The 15,891-nt window shown below is 38.3% G+C and carries 13 protein-coding genes and 2 pseudogenes; 13 read left to right on the top strand and 2 right to left on the bottom strand.

Annotation, left to right across the window (positions count from 1 at the left end; genetic code table 11):
- Positions 1–933 precede the first annotated feature (933 nt).
- From AMS59_RS02630 to AMS59_RS02610, 6 genes and pseudogenes are all read left to right on the top strand, one after another.
- The gene (locus tag AMS59_RS02630) at positions 934–1,902 is read left to right on the top strand and encodes a 2-keto-3-deoxygluconate permease (RefSeq protein WP_053482210.1); all 969 of its coding nucleotides are present in this window, start codon (positions 934–936) and stop codon (positions 1,900–1,902) included.
- A gap of 189 nt (positions 1,903–2,091) precedes the next feature.
- A complete protein-coding gene (locus AMS59_RS02625; protein WP_053482209.1) occupies positions 2,092–3,801 on the top strand; it encodes an NAD-dependent malic enzyme in 1,710 nt (569 codons plus the stop codon).
- A gap of 488 nt (positions 3,802–4,289) precedes the next feature.
- On the top strand, positions 4,290–5,891 hold the full coding sequence (dcuS, locus tag AMS59_RS02620; RefSeq protein ID WP_053482208.1) for a DcuS/MalK family sensor histidine kinase: 1,602 nt from the start codon (positions 4,290–4,292) through the stop codon (positions 5,889–5,891).
- Positions 5,888–6,595 (top strand): response regulator, encoded by a 708-nt coding sequence (locus AMS59_RS02615; RefSeq protein ID WP_053482207.1) that lies wholly within the window; start codon positions 5,888–5,890, stop codon positions 6,593–6,595. Before dcuS ends, AMS59_RS02615 begins: the two co-directional genes overlap by 4 nt.
- Before the next feature lie 15 nt (positions 6,596–6,610).
- Positions 6,611–6,788: pseudogene (locus AMS59_RS24760) on the top strand (NAD-dependent malic enzyme); the annotation flags it as partial.
- 14 nt (positions 6,789–6,802) lie between these two features.
- Positions 6,803–7,141, top strand: a pseudogene (locus AMS59_RS02610) (transcriptional regulator); the annotation flags it as partial.
- A 284-nt stretch (positions 7,142–7,425) separates the two neighbouring features.
- Here the strand turns inward: AMS59_RS02610 and nhaC are convergent.
- Positions 7,426–8,808 (bottom strand): Na+/H+ antiporter NhaC, encoded by a 1,383-nt coding sequence (gene nhaC, locus AMS59_RS02605; protein ID WP_053482206.1) that lies wholly within the window; start codon positions 8,806–8,808, stop codon positions 7,426–7,428.
- 146 nt (positions 8,809–8,954) lie between these two features.
- Positions 8,955–9,602 (bottom strand): sulfite exporter TauE/SafE family protein, encoded by a 648-nt coding sequence (locus tag AMS59_RS02600; protein WP_234007662.1) that lies wholly within the window; start codon positions 9,600–9,602, stop codon positions 8,955–8,957.
- Here AMS59_RS02600 and AMS59_RS26110 point away from each other — a divergent pair.
- The 7 genes from AMS59_RS26110 to AMS59_RS02565 all read left to right on the top strand — a co-directional run bounded on the left by AMS59_RS26110 (position 9,577) and on the right by AMS59_RS02565 (position 15,868).
- Positions 9,577–9,804, top strand: coding sequence for a hypothetical protein (locus tag AMS59_RS26110; protein ID WP_234007661.1), 228 nt, complete (start codon positions 9,577–9,579; stop codon positions 9,802–9,804). The two genes, AMS59_RS02600 and AMS59_RS26110, sit on opposite strands and share 26 nt — an antisense overlap.
- 634 nt (positions 9,805–10,438) lie before the next feature.
- On the top strand, positions 10,439–11,059 hold the full coding sequence (locus AMS59_RS02595; protein ID WP_053482205.1) for a DUF47 domain-containing protein: 621 nt from the start codon (positions 10,439–10,441) through the stop codon (positions 11,057–11,059).
- Between the two features lie 15 nt (positions 11,060–11,074).
- Positions 11,075–12,091 carry an inorganic phosphate transporter gene (locus AMS59_RS02590; RefSeq protein WP_053482204.1) on the top strand — a complete coding sequence of 339 codons (1,017 nt, stop codon included), beginning with the start codon at positions 11,075–11,077 and terminating at the stop codon, positions 12,089–12,091.
- A 328-nt stretch (positions 12,092–12,419) separates the two neighbouring features.
- Positions 12,420–13,118: a response regulator transcription factor gene (locus tag AMS59_RS02580; protein ID WP_053482202.1), complete on the top strand. Its 699-nt coding sequence runs from the start codon at positions 12,420–12,422 to the stop codon at positions 13,116–13,118.
- Positions 13,115–14,566 carry a HAMP domain-containing sensor histidine kinase gene (locus AMS59_RS02575; protein WP_053482201.1) on the top strand — a complete coding sequence of 484 codons (1,452 nt, stop codon included), beginning with the start codon at positions 13,115–13,117 and terminating at the stop codon, positions 14,564–14,566. Before AMS59_RS02580 ends, AMS59_RS02575 begins: the two co-directional genes overlap by 4 nt.
- Before the next feature lie 2 nt (positions 14,567–14,568).
- Positions 14,569–15,636, top strand: coding sequence for an outer-membrane lipoprotein carrier protein LolA (locus AMS59_RS02570; RefSeq protein ID WP_053482200.1), 1,068 nt, complete (start codon positions 14,569–14,571; stop codon positions 15,634–15,636).
- Positions 15,637–15,646: 10 nt separating this feature from the next.
- On the top strand, positions 15,647–15,868 hold the full coding sequence (locus AMS59_RS02565; RefSeq protein ID WP_053482199.1) for a hypothetical protein: 222 nt from the start codon (positions 15,647–15,649) through the stop codon (positions 15,866–15,868).
- Positions 15,869–15,891: the final 23 nt, after the last annotated feature.

Genomic DNA, 15,891 nt, shown 5'->3' with positions numbered 1-15,891 from the left:
ATTGGCAAAGTGGTAACGAAAAAATCCTTTTATCGCTCAATAATAAACTTATTTTTTCCTAATCAACACGCCTGATGAGATGATTTTCTTTCAAACTTTATACTTTCTAATGCCTCTTAATTATTAGTGAATACTGTATTTAAAGATCTAAGAATCTCACACTTTGAAAAGATTTATTCAGCCGGAAATAAGAAAAAATGCTTTCAAATCTTAAATACTAAGTCGAATTTGACAATCCCTCCTTACACAATAATACGGGGGATTGTTTTTTTTAGTATTAGAAAGATACTTTTAAAATATCAGATACAAAGAAATCTTTTTGAACACATCTAGTAACTCTTCCAGCAATAAAAAGCTAAGTTTTCACAAGTTTTTCAATAGAATATTAAACGCCCGAAAGCTCCGTACGCAGATAAAAGATCGTACTAAGTTAATTATTACAAGATTAATTACTTCATCGCATAGGCAACACCATTTTCACTACAGCAAGTTGTCGTGTAAGTACTCCGCTTTTTCATCTCATCTTCTGCATTCCACATAAAGGAAGTGCTCAAGTAAAAACCCCGTAAGCTATTTCTTGCTTTTGAAAACCTGTTTTTTCCCTGTCCAAACGTTTTCTTAACTAACAAAAAGTACTATGTCAATTTTAAAAAATGCAATGGTTCTTACCTTGATTACTGGAGGTGCCATTTTGCAAATTCGATGATTAATGATAAAGGCCGCTTACTTTTTTTATTTACAAAAAGGATTATTTAACTTTCATAAACTATGAAAACGATTTTCATCCGAATATGATAGACAGGTAACAAAACAAAGGGAGAAAAAAATAGTATAACATGCGAGAAAATTGGAACCGCTTTCTGCAATTATCGGAGCAATCGGTAAAATAATGGATTCACTCGATGTTATAAAACTATTTTAGGAGGGGTAAAAATGCAAATTCCAATTAAGAAAACGCTTGATAAAATTCCAGGTGGAATGATGGTTGTCCCACTTTTTTTAGGGGTATTAACGAACACATTTTTTCCGCAATTTTTAAAAATTGGAAGTTTTACAACAGCATTATTCAGTAAAGAAGCATCATCAACAATTTTGGCATGTTTTATGTTTTTAATTGGTTCACAAATTAATTTCAAATTAGCACCAAAGGCAATAAAAAAAGGTGCGATATTAATAACAGGAAAATTTATAGTGGGTGCTGGGATAGGTATAACTGTAGCAATGATTTTTGGGCCTGCCGGAATACTAGGGTTATCACCATTAGCCATCCTTGCAGCATTATTAAATGCTAATGGTGGATTATATGCATCTCTTGCTTCATCGTATGGTGATGAAACTGATGTAGGCGCATATGCTGTATTTTCTTTAAAAGATGGTCCATTTTTCACATTAGTTGCATTAGGTGCATCCGGTCTTGCCTCAATTCCTTTTCAAACACTTATAGGAGTATTAATTCCAATAGTAATTGGAATGATTTTAGGGAATATTGACTCTGATATGAGAAAGTTCCTTGGAAGCAGTAAATTATTATTAATCCCATTCTTCTCATTCCCATTAGGGGCAGGGATGGATCTTTCAACTATTATAAAAGCAGGGGGTCCTGGTATATTACTAGGATTAATAGCTGCATTCACTGGAATTGGAGCTTACCTACTTTTAAAACTATTTAAAGAAAATCCTATAATTGGTCTAGCAACAGGATCAACTGCAGGAAATGCTGTAGCTACACCAGCTGTTGTTGCAGCAGCAGATCCAACCTTAGCTTCCATAGCACCAGGAGCTACCGCACAAGTTGCAGCAGCATGTGTAATATCTGCAATACTCTGTCCGATTGTTGTTAATTATGCATTTAAAAGGTCCGAAAAGAAAAAAGCTAAAAAATCAATTGAAAGCGCAGCGTGACAATAAAGTAAAAATCTACGGTTATCCCGGCCATCATGCTGCTGAAGCTTTTAAGCCAATTTGAAAATAAAACAAAGACAAAGCAGTCAGCGGTTTCACTGTCTGCTTTGTTTAGTTATAAAAAAGGGTCATTAAGTTAATTGGTTGCGGTATTGTCGGAATAGCTATTTTAAGAAAGAAGGAAACACCATGAATGTACCTCATAATGTTATTATAACTACAATAAAAGGAAAAGAAGTTCTCTCCAATCCTTTTTTGAATAAAGGAACAGCTTTTACGAAAGAGGAAAGGGAAGACCTTGGACTTGAAGGTCTGTTACCGCCACAAGTACTTACCCTTGATGAACAAGTTAATAGGGTCTATGAACAATTTTCGACGCGGACGACGAATCTGTTCAAAAACGGGTTGCTTAATGATTTATATAACCGCAATGTTGTCTTGTTTTATCGTCTATTGAAAGAACACCTAGCAGAAATGCTCCCTATCATCTACACTCCTACTGTAGGTGATGCAATCCAGTCATACTCTCGTAGCTACAGCCGACCAGGTGGCTTATATCTTTCCATTGAGGATCCTGAGGGCATTGAAAAGGCATTTGATAATCTAGGAAAGCTAAAAAATGGTATTGATTTAATCGTCGTAACCGACTCTGAAAGCATTCTTGGTATTGGGGACCAAGGGATAGGTGGTATTAATATTGCCATTGGTAAACTTGCCGTGTACACGGCTGCAGCTGGTATTGATCCAAGCCGTGTTCTGCCAATCGTGATGGATGTTGGCACGAACAATCAGGCTTTGATTACAGATCCTATGTATATCGGAAACAAATTCGCACGTGTCCGCGGTGATCGTTATGATCAATTCATTGATTTATTCGTTCAGTCTGCAAGAAAGTTCTTTCCAGAGGTTCTCATTCACTGGGAGGACTTTGGCAACGTCAATGCGCGAAAAATCTTGGACAAATACGGTGACAAAATCCTTACCTTCAACGATGACATCCAGGGGACAGGTGCTGTTACTCTTGCTGCTATTATGTCTGCTTTGAAAGTAACAGGAGAATCCCTGAAGGACCAGCGCATTGTTGTTTTTGGACCAGGAGCTGCCGGCATCGGTTGCGCAGACCAAATGGTTGATGCCATGGTTCTAGAAGGGTCGACAAGAGATGAAGCCTGTGATCGTTTCTGGGCTGTAGACTATCGGGGTCTACTAACAGATGAAACACCAGATGTTCTGTACTTCCAGAAGCCTTATACTAGAAAGATGGATGAAGTTAAGGACTGGGATAAGAATGAGGAAGGGATCATTTCATTATCGGAAGTAGTTCAAAGGGTGAAGCCAACCATCCTGATTGGTACTTCCGGACAAGCCGGCGCGTTCACTAAGGAAATTGTCGAAGAAATGGCCAAGCACGTAGAGCGTCCCATCTTCTTGCCTATGTCCAACCCTACGGCACTGACTGAAGCAGTGCCGGAAAACCTGATTAAGTGGACCGATGGCAAGGCTCTAATTGCAACCGGCAGCCCGTTTGCCAATGTAGAATACAAAGGTGTTTCTTATGAAATTGGGCAGTCAAATAACGCATTTATATTCCCGGGCCTAGGCTTGGGAGCGATTGTTGCAAAAGCTGAAGTGATCTCAAAAGGAATGTTTGCAGCTGCTGCTTATGCGGTTACAAGAATGTCAGACACAAGTAAACCTGGAGCATCCCTGCTGCCATCTATTGAAAAGCTTCATGAAGTCTCAAAATACGTAGCCATTGAAGTAGTCCATGCTGCAATACAAGAAGGAATTGCAACAATAGATATTCAAGATGTTGAAAAAGCTATTGAAGATTCTATGTGGAAACCTGAGTATAAAGAAATTAAGAGTGTAGGTATTTGGACAAAGATTAATTCCTAAGCATATTAAATAGTTAAATAAAATGCCTGTACTCCTGGTAATTAATCGGACTTTCGGTATTCCAGGAAATTACAGGCATTTTTTTATAATAAACTAGATTAAACAGGGTCAAAATAGCCGTCTCTCATAAAGTCAGCTAAAATATGTTGATCAAATCTCGGTACGGTTGCGGAGTAAAAACTGAATGTCTGAGGTTTTTAATGTTTTAGATAGAAGTCAATGGGTAAGCTAAAAACAGCTAGTCCTGCATAATAAAACAGATCCTAAATATTGAATAAAAAATAAAGATGGAGCAATAGTTTTACGTTGACTCCATCTTTATTTCTTTACGATTCCTTACTTACCTCAATCATGGCGGGGACAATTTTACTAATAAGATGATCTAATATAGAGACTGCAAAGCTCTTCCAGAGAGCTTCGTGGTCTTTATGAATGTAATGGATAAACCTTATTCATACTATACTTAAACAGATAACCTGGAGGAGATTATGAAAAAGGGCAGATTTAGTTTACAAGTCATCATTATTATTTTTGTATGCTTTGTCGTTGCTTTGTCACTTGGTATAACCGATTTGCTAATTAGTAAGAGAATTACCTCTAGCGTGGAAGAGACACAGAAAGAAAAGGCACTCAATATTGCAAGTATGGTTTCCATTAGCCCGCAAGTGATTGGGTCTCTCGAAGGGGAAATAAATCCGAAAGAAGTACAAGCTTTTGCCAATCAAATAAAAGATTTAACGCATGTTAACTTCGTTGTCGTTATGGATATGAAAGGAATCCGACTTTCCCACCCGGATCCAGGTGAAGTGGGAAGGAAATTTAAGGGAGGAGATGAAGGGCCAGTCCTTCAAGGGAAAAAGTATGTATCCATCTCAAAGGGTATTCTCGGCCCCTCCATGCGGGCATTTACCCCAATAAAGAATTCACAAGGAAAACAAGTCGGCGCAGTTGCAGTAGGGATTTCTTTGGAAAACGTAACGAAGGCTGTACATAAAGGCCGGATGGGCATGGTGATCGGGACATTAATCGGAATACTTATCGGGATAACAGGTGCAGTGGGCTTGGCCAGGGTTATCAAAAAAAACCTTTTGGGACTCGAACCGTTCGCTATTGCCAGGTTGCTTGAAGAGCGGAGTTCTATGCTCCAATCTGTCCGTGAGGGTATAATAGCCATTGACCAAGAAGGAAAAATTACCCTTGTAAACAGGGCAGCCCGAAAGCTTTTTAAAAAAGCCGGTCTAGAAGGGAATCCAATGGGACTCAAAATAGAAGATTATTTGCCTAGCACCCGCTTAACCCATATTTTGAAGTCTGGAGGAACTGAGCTGGACCAGGAACAGGATCTGCATGGGGTTACTATTTTGGTAAACAGGGTACCAGTAATAGTGAATAATCAGCCGGTTGGAGCAATCGCTACATTCCGTGATAAAACAGAAGTTCAGTTATTGGCCGAACAGCTCACAGGTGTACGCAATTATGCGGATGCCCTACGTGCCCATGCCCATGAATTCATGAATAAGCTGCATGTCATTCTTGGACTTGTCCGTACCGAGCAATATAATACACTTGCGAACTATGTGAGTGAAACGGTTAACCACCGGGAAACGGAACTGGGTTTTGTAACAGAGAATGTCCAGGATCCAGTTCTAGCCGGATTTTTGATTGGCAAGCAAAGCTTTGCAAGAGAATCAGGTGCATCACTATCATTTGATTGCTCCAATAAGCTTCCCCAGCCTGTGAACCAAGAAATCACCCAGGACCTGATAACGATTATTGGAAATCTCGTCAATAATGCAATGGAAGCAATAGCGGACAGTCCTATCAAAAAAGTTGACTTAAAGCTCGATTACGCAGAGGATATTTTAACAATCGAGGTTAAAGATACAGGGATAGGAATGACGAAAGCAATGCAAAATAAAATATTAGAAAAAGGCTTCTCCACGAAAGGAGATAACCGTGGGTTCGGGCTATATCTGTTAGCTCAGGCTATTGAAAGACTAGAAGGGGACCTAATCATTTCTTCCAAGCCGGGAAAGGGAACGAATTTTGCGGTATATATACCTTATAAAGCAGAGGATGAAGAGGCATGATCAATGTAATGATTGTCGAAGACGACCCTATGGTGGCGGAAATCAATAAACGATATCTTTCTAAGATTGCTGGGTTCCGTTTGGCTGCAATAGCCAATTCAGTCGATGGGGCTCTCCGTTTGCTCGGAAAGGAGGATATACAGCTTATACTTCTGGATATTTTTATGCCGGGCAAGCAGGGCTTAGAGCTATTGGCGTACCTCCGGAAAAATGAACTTGAAATCGATGTAATCATTATTTCGGCAGCATCGGATCTGGAACGAATCAAGAGGGCATTAAGATACGGCGTTGTCGATTATTTAATAAAGCCTTTTAAATTTGAAAGATTCAACGCTGCTCTTGTCAGCTATCAGCAAAAGACAAGGTTTACTGGTAAACTGGAAGCAGTCAGCCAGCAGGAGCTCGATAATTATCTTTTGCACAGGGATGAAGCTACAATAGTTGAAGAGCTCCCAAAAGGGTTGACTAAAGATACCTTAAAGCAAGTCTGGGAAGCGGTTCAGAAATTGAAAGAAGGGCCGTTTTCCACCGAAGAAGTGGCAAATGTTGTGGGCATTTCAACGGTCTCTGCGAGAAAGTATCTAAACTTCTTAAAGGATTTAGGAATCCTTGATGTCAAGGTTATATATGGGACCATAGGAAGGCCTGTTTACCAGCATGAATATAACCAAATTAAAGAGTACTTAATAAAAAACTTTCTGTAAAAAGAAGGGAAACCCATGAATGTTCTTGAAAATGTAATTCTTACAACATTAAAAGGAAAAGAGGTTCTTTCAAATCCTTTTTTGAATAAAGGAACCGCTTTTACTAAAGAAGAAAGGGAGGAGCTTGGACTCGACGGCTTGTTTGCCACCTCGGGTACTCACCCTTGAGGATCAGGTGAACAGGGCTTATGATGGGGCTATTTTGTCATGAACAACTCTGTCCTGCCCACTGCTCGCATTACCGATAATGAGATTAAAGCGCTTATTACTGCCTTTATGACCACAAGAAATAAACAACTCCCTTATCTCAAGAGTCGTCAGTCTTTAGCTGAAAAATTACTTGGCCTCATATCAAAAACCAGCAAGATGACCTTGTTCTTTTAAATCAAATCTTGCTTTTTGAAGGACCAAATCCTCCTAATCCCGACCTACCCTATGTTAGAAAAACTCATCCCAATCCTTCTTTTGGATAGCTATTTATTGATTACCATCAAAGAAGAGAAGGTAATAAAGTCTTATCCAATTTATCTTTTGCACCTTTATCAATAAAAAATGAAAAGACTGTCATAAAAGTGACTTTTGTGACAGCCCTCATTCTATTCCATGGTTTTCTATTAGAATGGATTAACTCCATAGAACTCTATAATGTAGTATTTATAGATATTGAACAACTTGAACAATTAATAAAAATGCATATTGGAGTACCGCTAAGATCGGACTCTTGTAATTGAAAGAAGGAAATTTACTTCATCATGAATTTAAAGGCATTAATATGGTGGGAGATAGAAAAAAAGTAGCTGACGGATTCATCAGCTACCGATCTTATTATGTTATTTTTCAAGCTTCGTTAATGTTTTACCGCTCCACCCAAAGATAATCGTCAAAATTGGTCCGAGTAGACAGAAGAAGGTGAAGGGTAGGTAAGTTGTTGTAGGGATATCTAGTACACTAGCGATAAAAATACCACAAACACTCCACGGGACAAGAGGATTGACTACAGTACCTGAGTCCTCCATGACACGGGATAAATTTTTAGGGGCAAGTCCTACCTTCTCAAATTGTGCTTTAAATGCTTCACCCGTAAGTAGGATGGATAAATATTGTTCACCAATTAATGTGTTAACACCAATCCCAGTAATGGCAGCTCCAGTAATAACAGAGCCAGCACTTTTAAAGAGGCTCTCTACCTTCGCTAAAATACTTTGAATAATGCCGAGCGTAAATAATAGACCGCCCATTGTTAAAGCTAATAAGACTAAGGCAATTGTAGATAGCATACTGTTCATACCACCGCGGCTCAGTAATGCATCTACGTCTTTATTCCCCGTAGTGGATACATAGCCGTCAAAAAGCATTTTAAAGACATTTGATAGTGCTATCGGTTCTTGTATGTAGGCAAGTCCAACACCGATAACTGAGACGACTGCGAGTGTAATAAGTGCAGGCGCTTTATAAAAAGTCATAATAACAAGAACAACAATTGGCAATAATGTATACCAATGAATAAGTCCAGTTGACAGTAATCCCTCTTTATATTGCTCAACTGTTTCAAAAGAAGTATTTGCTTCTGTTGGCGATAATATTGCATAAAGGACGAATGAAATCACGAAAGCTGGAATCGTTGTCCAGCCCATATTTTTAATATGCTCGAAAAGATCGACGCCAACCGTACCAGATGCAAGATTTGTTGTATCCGATAGCGGAGACATTTTATCTCCAAAGAAAGCTCCGGATACAATGGCACCAGCCGTTATAGCTAAAGAGATGTCCATTGCACCTGCAATGCCCATAAAGGCCACGCCCACTGTCGCAACAGTAGTTAAAGAACTACCAACTGAAACACCAACGATACTACAAATCAAAAATACGATCGCAAAGAAAAAGCTTGGTGTAACTGTTAAAAAACCGTAGTAGATAAGTGTTGGAATTGTGCCACCCATGATCCAGCTCGAAATTAGAATACCGATAAAGAAGAAAATAAAAACTGCTCCAAGTCCAGCACTTGCACCTGCAACCATCCCAGCTTCAAGCTCACGAAAAGGAATTTTTTTAAGTAATCCATAGGCAATTAATAGTGTAATGACAAGAAAAATAGGTATATGGGGTGTCGCTTTTAAATACCCAATACTGAATGCCATCGTGGCAATTATTAATATTATTATAAAGCTTGCCTCGATAAATCGAGGGTTACTCTTTGCTGCAATTCGAAACATGCTAATCCTCCTAATAGTTACTTCTTCGCTTCAATGCGGTGAAGCCCAAAAGTATTATAGCACGCTAATAAATTTTGTCAATTGACTGATAATTATTGTCAATAAAATCAGTAGTATTTTTCTTATCGATTTCTAAACAGTGAGCTTTAATGAATACTGAAATAATCCCATGCATTTTTGACAATTAATGTACAAGTCATGATGATAAAAATAATACGCATCATTTTTGTCCCACGTTTCAGCGCAAATTTTGAACCCATTATCGCACCGAAAATCATGACGAAGCCCATAGGTAGACCGTATAAAAAATTAACTTTTCCTAAAAGTAAAAACATAGCAAGCGCGGCTAAGTTCGACGTGAAATTAAAAGCTTTTGCATTACCGGCAGCCTGCAAGAAATCATTTCCTATCATTAATAAAAGGAAAATAAAAAAAGAACCAGTGCCAGGTCCGAAGAAACCATCGTAAAAGCCAACAGCAGCAAAAGCGCCAACAAAGGCTATTTTCTTCACAGTACTTAATGTCCGCTCTTCAGGCTGTTGTCCCCAATCTTTTTTGAAAATTGTATAAGCGGTAACAAGGACGAGCATAACAAGCATTAGAGGTTTTAAAATAGCTGGTGAAACGAGATGCACGGTGTAGGCGCCAATGAATGAACCAATAAATATAAAAGGCATTATTTTCTTATTCTTTTTAACATCAACCTTGCCAGCTCGTAAAAAAGTTAACATGCTAGTCCCATTGCTAATTGTATTGGCGAGTTTGTTTGTGGCAATTGCAGTACTTGGGGGCAAACCAACGGCCAGAAGCGCTGGTAATGAAATTAATCCTCCGCCACCGACAATAGCATTTAACTTCTTTCAGCAAATGTCTTTTGTAGCGAAAGCAAAGTGTCATTTACAGGTTTTAAGTCACTTTCCAGTGGGTGTCCAAACAGCTGCTGAAATAGAGGAACTCAGTCTAAGAGCGCCACGTCCTGTGGCAACGACTGAGTGACCCACATCGTGTTGGCCTAAAGCCTCCGGCGGATGTCACGGAATCGGAAAGGAGTTCTTAGAGGATGTTAGCCTAAAATCATCGCATCCATGCGATAACGGCTAACTGACCTGCGTCATGCAGGCCTAAGCACAAAGCCGATTCCAGACGCAATTATGCCGAGGCATAATTGATAAACGACGCAATAAAACCAAGTACTAAAAGTATGACAAGTGATAGTAAATCGATGTCCATATGTATGATACTCACAACCTTCTTTAACGCTTATTGTGTAAGTTACAGTTTTCTTATAACAGTACTGCGAATTGTAATAAATGACAATGGAGGAATGTAAATATCGTTTACAATTCCTTAACATTATTAACGATGAAAAAATAGAAGGGAAAAAAGATCTTTCAAGTATTTTTGTAAAAATGAAAGAAAAAACAGTGATTTTTAAGAAAAATCGATAATTTTTATTATCGAGTTTCCAACGTTTTCAACTTGGAAAAGCACCTAAAAATAATTGTGGCGAATTTTATATTACATTTTTGTAAATTCAACTATTTTATGTTTAAAAATCTGTAGAAATATGTGAAAGTTTTGTTATGATGATTGCAGAAATCGACAATATTCATTCAACAGGAGGAACATGATGTTCAACTCAAACAAGCAAGATCCATTTTTCAAAGCATTATTAAACATTTCTAAAAATGTCAAAGAAGGTATTTACTACGCTCATAACGCACGTATTGAAAATATAGATGCACTAAAAGACATTGCAGACACAATGAAGCAATATGAAACAAGTGGAGATAAATTGATTCACGAGCTTATCGTCATGCTAAATAAATCTTTTATGACACCGATCGAGCGTGAGGATATTTTATCACTTGCCAATAAATTAGATGATGTCATTGATGGTATGGAAGGCTGTATTGCTCATTTTGACATGTATAATTTAACAGAAGTTACAGACCCGATGCGCCAATTTTTAACATATATTGCGAAAAGTACTGACGAAATGGTACAAGCAATGGAGCTATTAAATAGTAAAAAGCTTGTTGAAATGCGTAAACATGCTATTCAGATCAAGGACTATGAGCGTGAATGTGATGAAATTTTCCGCTCGTCTATGAAGCAATTATTTATTCAAGAAAAAGATCCAATGCGCATCATCGTCTTCAAGAGTATCTATGAACAATTTGAAGATATTGCAGACTGCTGCCAAACTGTAGCAAACACAATTGAAACAATAATTATGCGTAACGCGTAAGATGGAGTGTAAGAAATGAATACGATATTACTGATAACAATATTAGTCGTTATGTTCGCACTTGTGTTTGATTTTATTAACGGCTTCCATGATACAGCTAACGCAATAGCAACTTCTGTATCAACGAGAGCATTGAAGCCACGTACAGCAGTATATATGGCTGCCCTTATGAACTTCATCGGAGCTATTACATTTACTGGGGTAGCAAAAGCATTAACAAAGGATATTGTTGACCCGTTCAGCTTAAACGCTTTTGATGGAGATATTACAGGTTCTGTCGTTTTTTTAGCGGCATTATTATCAGCGATTACTTGGAATTTAGTAACTTGGTACTTTGGAATTCCGTCTAGTTCATCGCATACATTGATCGGTTCAGTGGCGGGTGCTGCCATCGCGGCTGCTGGCTTTCATGCGTTGAACTATAGCGGCTTTATAAAAATCATTCAAGCACTTATTTTCTCGCCATTACTTGCGTTTGCAGCCGGTTTCTTAATGATGACTTTAATGAAAGTTTTATTTAAAGATACAAATTTATATCGAACGAATAAAGGCTTCCGAACAATGCAAATTGGTACAGCCGCCTTACAATCATTTACACACGGTACAAACGATGCGCAAAAGGCGATGGGGATTATTACGCTCGCTTTAATTGCAGGAGGCTTGCATCATACAGACGATATTCCTCTTTGGGTACGTTTTGCAGCAGCATGTGCGATGGGTATTGGTACTTCTGTAGGTGGTTATAAAATCATCAAAACAGTAGGCGGCAAGATTATGAAAATCCGTCCAGTAAACGGGGTAGCAGCAGACCTTGCTTCTGCATCCATCATCTTCGGTGCGACATTAATTCACTTACCAGTATCTACAACGCATGTTATTTCTTCATCTATCATGGGAGTAGGAACAGCACACCGTGTAAAAGGTGTTAAATGGGGCATGGCACGAAAAATCGTAACAACATGGGTAATCACCATGCCAATTTCCGCAGTCATGGCTGCAGCTATTTATTTTTTATTAAGTTTATTTTTCTAACATAATGGAGGGAATGCACAACTTGCGTGCATTCCTTTTTTGTTTGATTTGATTAATCGGATAGGATTGACGGAAAGGCCGGGCAGAACGACGGAAAGAAAAGATAAAGCGACGGATAGCTCGAGCAGAACGACGGATGGAAAAGAAGGCGACGGAAAGGCTGGGCAGAACGACGGAAAGAAAAGGCGAAGCGACGGAAAGGCCGAGCCAAACGACGGATAAAAAACGAGAAGTGACGGAAAAACAGATCTATGGTAATTATAAAGAAAGTGTAAAGTTCAGAAAAAATGTCTTTTTACATAGTAAGGTTAGTTCAGGAGGAAAACAGATGAAAGAAAAGCTATTACTGATTGAGGATGATACGGCGATTGGACGTATTGTGAAGGATACGCTTGAGCAAGAGGGATACCAAATTACTTGGGCAACAACAGGACTTGAAGGGCTAGCTGATTTTCAAGCCGATACGTTCGATTTAGTGTTAGTCGATTGGATGTTACCTGAGATGGATGGTCTTACGGTTTGTCAAAATATTCGTTGGGAAAGTGATGTTCCTATTTTAATGATGAGTGCGCGTAAGGAAGAGGCAGATAAGGTTGAGGGCTTGCAGGGCGCTGATGATTATATTGCGAAACCGTTTAGCTTAGAGGAGTTAAAGGCACGTGTAGCCTCACACTTACGCCGCTGGAAACGTTATACGAAAAAAGAAATAACGGAAGATGTAACATCCTTTGTACACGGCTTAAAAATTGATTGGCAAAAGGAAACAGTGCGGCTTGAAGATAAAGAACTTGCCTTAACACAAAAGGAATTCGCTCTGTTAAAACTACTTGCGAAAAATCCAAGCCAAACTTTTTCAAAAGAAGAGCTCTATCAGCATATTTGGCAACAGGCGAGCGTAGATGACACACATACAGTCACAGTACATATAAAGGCGCTACGAGAAAAGCTAAAAGATCCAGTCAAATCACCATATTATATACAAACAGTATGGGGCAAGGGTTACCGCTTTATCGGTGAACTATTATGAAGATTAAAACATGGTTACTCATTACTTTTTTCATTGTGATGGTTTTACCGATAACAGGTGCATATAGCCTTTATGTGTGGATTAATGCCTATTATCAAGATAAAAACGTTGCTGAGTATTTCGAAAAATTAACAGAGCTCAATCAGGTAAAATCTGTTCTCGAAAATCCTATGTATTATACAAAAAATGCGGATAAAAAAGATATAGAAGCATTAACGAATGATCATCTTGCAATTACACTTTACTCGAAATCAGGCTTGTTTTTGTATTCTTCAAATCCATTGAAATCGGTGTTGGTGTTTGATTCGAAAGAAAGTATTTTTAAAGGTTTATATGAGCTAAAGCAAAATTACAATGCCTTTACTTATAAAGAACCTGTTTATCAAGATGGAGAATTGCTTGGGATTTATGAGATTCAATTAGTGAGGACGGATTGGGTAAAAGGCGTAGAAAGTCGTTCTTGGCTTGTAATAGTAAGCTCTATATTATTATTTCTTCTTATTTATTTTGCAGTTATGATGCTGCTTAATCGTAAATTAAATCGACCGTTACATGAACTGATGCGGCTAATGCGTGCTTTTGCAAAGGGGGAGCATGTGGAATCAAATTTAGTGGCAAGAAAAGATGAAATTGGAGAACTTGCTCAAACCTTTCTTGCCATGCAGGACGAAATTGAAACTGCGCGTACTCATTTAAAAGCTGAACAACAGCAAAAGGAGTTAATGATTGCGAGTATTTCCCATGATTTGAAAACACCTCTTACAGCTATTCAAGCATATGCTGAGTCTTTACAAAGCAAGGCGTTATCAGAAGAACAGCAAGACGAGTACCGACAAATTATTTTAACAAAGTCAGAAACGATGAAGCATATGTTAGAGGATTTACTAATGTACACTTTACTGCAATCGACAAGCTATCATTTAGAACTTGTAGAAGTAGATGGGGCGGAGTTTTTTGAAATGGCACTGTCTGATTATGATCAGCTTTGCAAGGATCAAGGATTTATGCTTGAAGTTACTTGTGACATAGAGGGAATGTATGCAGTACATCCGAAGCAGCTTCAACGGGTGATCGACAATTTAATGAGTAATGCTTGGCGCTATGGAGCAGTAGGTACAACGATACGTTTAGCAGCCGTGAATGCTGGACAGTGTCCTATAGGGTGCTTTGATTTTGTATCAAATGCATTAATAAAGCAGGATGGTATGTATATCATTGTGCAAAATAGCGGGCAAGGTGTAAAAAAAGAGGATATTGAGAAGTTATTCGAGCCCATGTACCAAGCAGATACAGCACGAACAAAGGCTGGGGAACGCGGCACTGGTTTAGGATTAAATATTGCAAAACAAATAATAGAAAAGCATGGTGGGACAGTAGAGCTTGTCTCGAAAGAAAGCAATGGAACAGCTGTACTTTGCTGGCTGCCACCATTTAAAGGAGAGATTTGATAATGAATTGGAAAAAATCATTACGTGCAGCAGGTTTAGTTGCCGCACTAACATTTAGCTTAGTAGGTTGTAATACAGAAGGGTCATATTCACCACAGGAAATTATTGATCACGCATTACAGGAAACGAAAGAACCACTTACTTATTACGCTGAATACACAATGGATATGGGCGAGGTTGGTGGAAAAGCTCAAGTCAAAGAGTGGACTAAAGATGGTAAACGACGTATTGAGTCAACAGCTGAAAATGGTGAGCATAGCATCGCAGTCAACAATGGCTCACAGGTTATTATGTATGATGTTGTTAAAAACACTGTTCATAAAATAGATATTAGCAAAAATGGCTTAGATGAACTCCCATCACAAAGAGATCAGTTAGAAATACTATTTAATGCAGTAAAGGATACACATGATGTGAAAATTGCCGGAGAGGAGAAGATTGCTGGAAGAGATACGTATAAAATTGTAGCGAAAGCTAAAAAAGATGATACTTTAATAGGTGATATCGAAGTATGGGTCGATAAAAAAACATGGGTAACGTTAAAAACAATAACGAAAAGTGCTGGAAATAAAATGACAACAGAGTATACGAAAATGGATGAAAAGGCAAAAATTGATGATGCCCAATTTACAATTGATATTCCAAAGGATACAAAAGTGGAAGAAATAAGTGTACCTGAATCTAAGTCAGTAACACTGGATACAGTGAAAGAACAGCTAGGCAAATTTTTAATGGTGCCAGAAGTAAATGGACTAACTTTGGAGGGTATTTCATTAGATAAAGGGATAGAAGATCGTTCAGAGTATACCTTTAATTATGCAAAGAATGGTCAGCAAGATATTTCAGTAACAGTTTTTAAAGCAAATAGTAATGATACTAAGGTAGAGCCTATTATAGGTGAAAAAGAAATGGACATCCGAGGTCAAAAAGGTACTGTAATGGATGAGAATAAATTCCGTAGTATTAGCTGGCAGGAAAACGGTTATCAATATAGCATTTTTATTGGAAATTCTGAGTTAACAATCGAAGACCTTGTAGCATACGCAAAACAAATGACCATCGTTAAGTGAGGTGAATTGTATGAAGAGAAATGAATTTATTAAATGTCTAGCGTTGTTTCTATTTAGCACAGTTTTTTTATACGGTGTCGGTGAAACATATGGCGTTCCATGGCTGCAATTTCATTTCTTAGGACAATACTATGATGGAGGTTTTTATTTCAGTTTTAGTTCTTTAACCCCTATACTTGGTGGCTTATTAATTGTTGCGTTATATGAAACGCTGATTAAGCGACTTATTTAATATGATGAGAAAATCCACTTTGA

The organism is Lysinibacillus sp. FJAT-14745 (assembly GCF_001275675.1).
In the GTDB taxonomy this organism is placed as follows: domain Bacteria; phylum Bacillota; class Bacilli; order Bacillales_A; family Planococcaceae; genus Lysinibacillus.
Note: the sequence above shows the minus strand (reverse complement) of the source record. Positions and strands in the feature narration are given on the sequence as shown.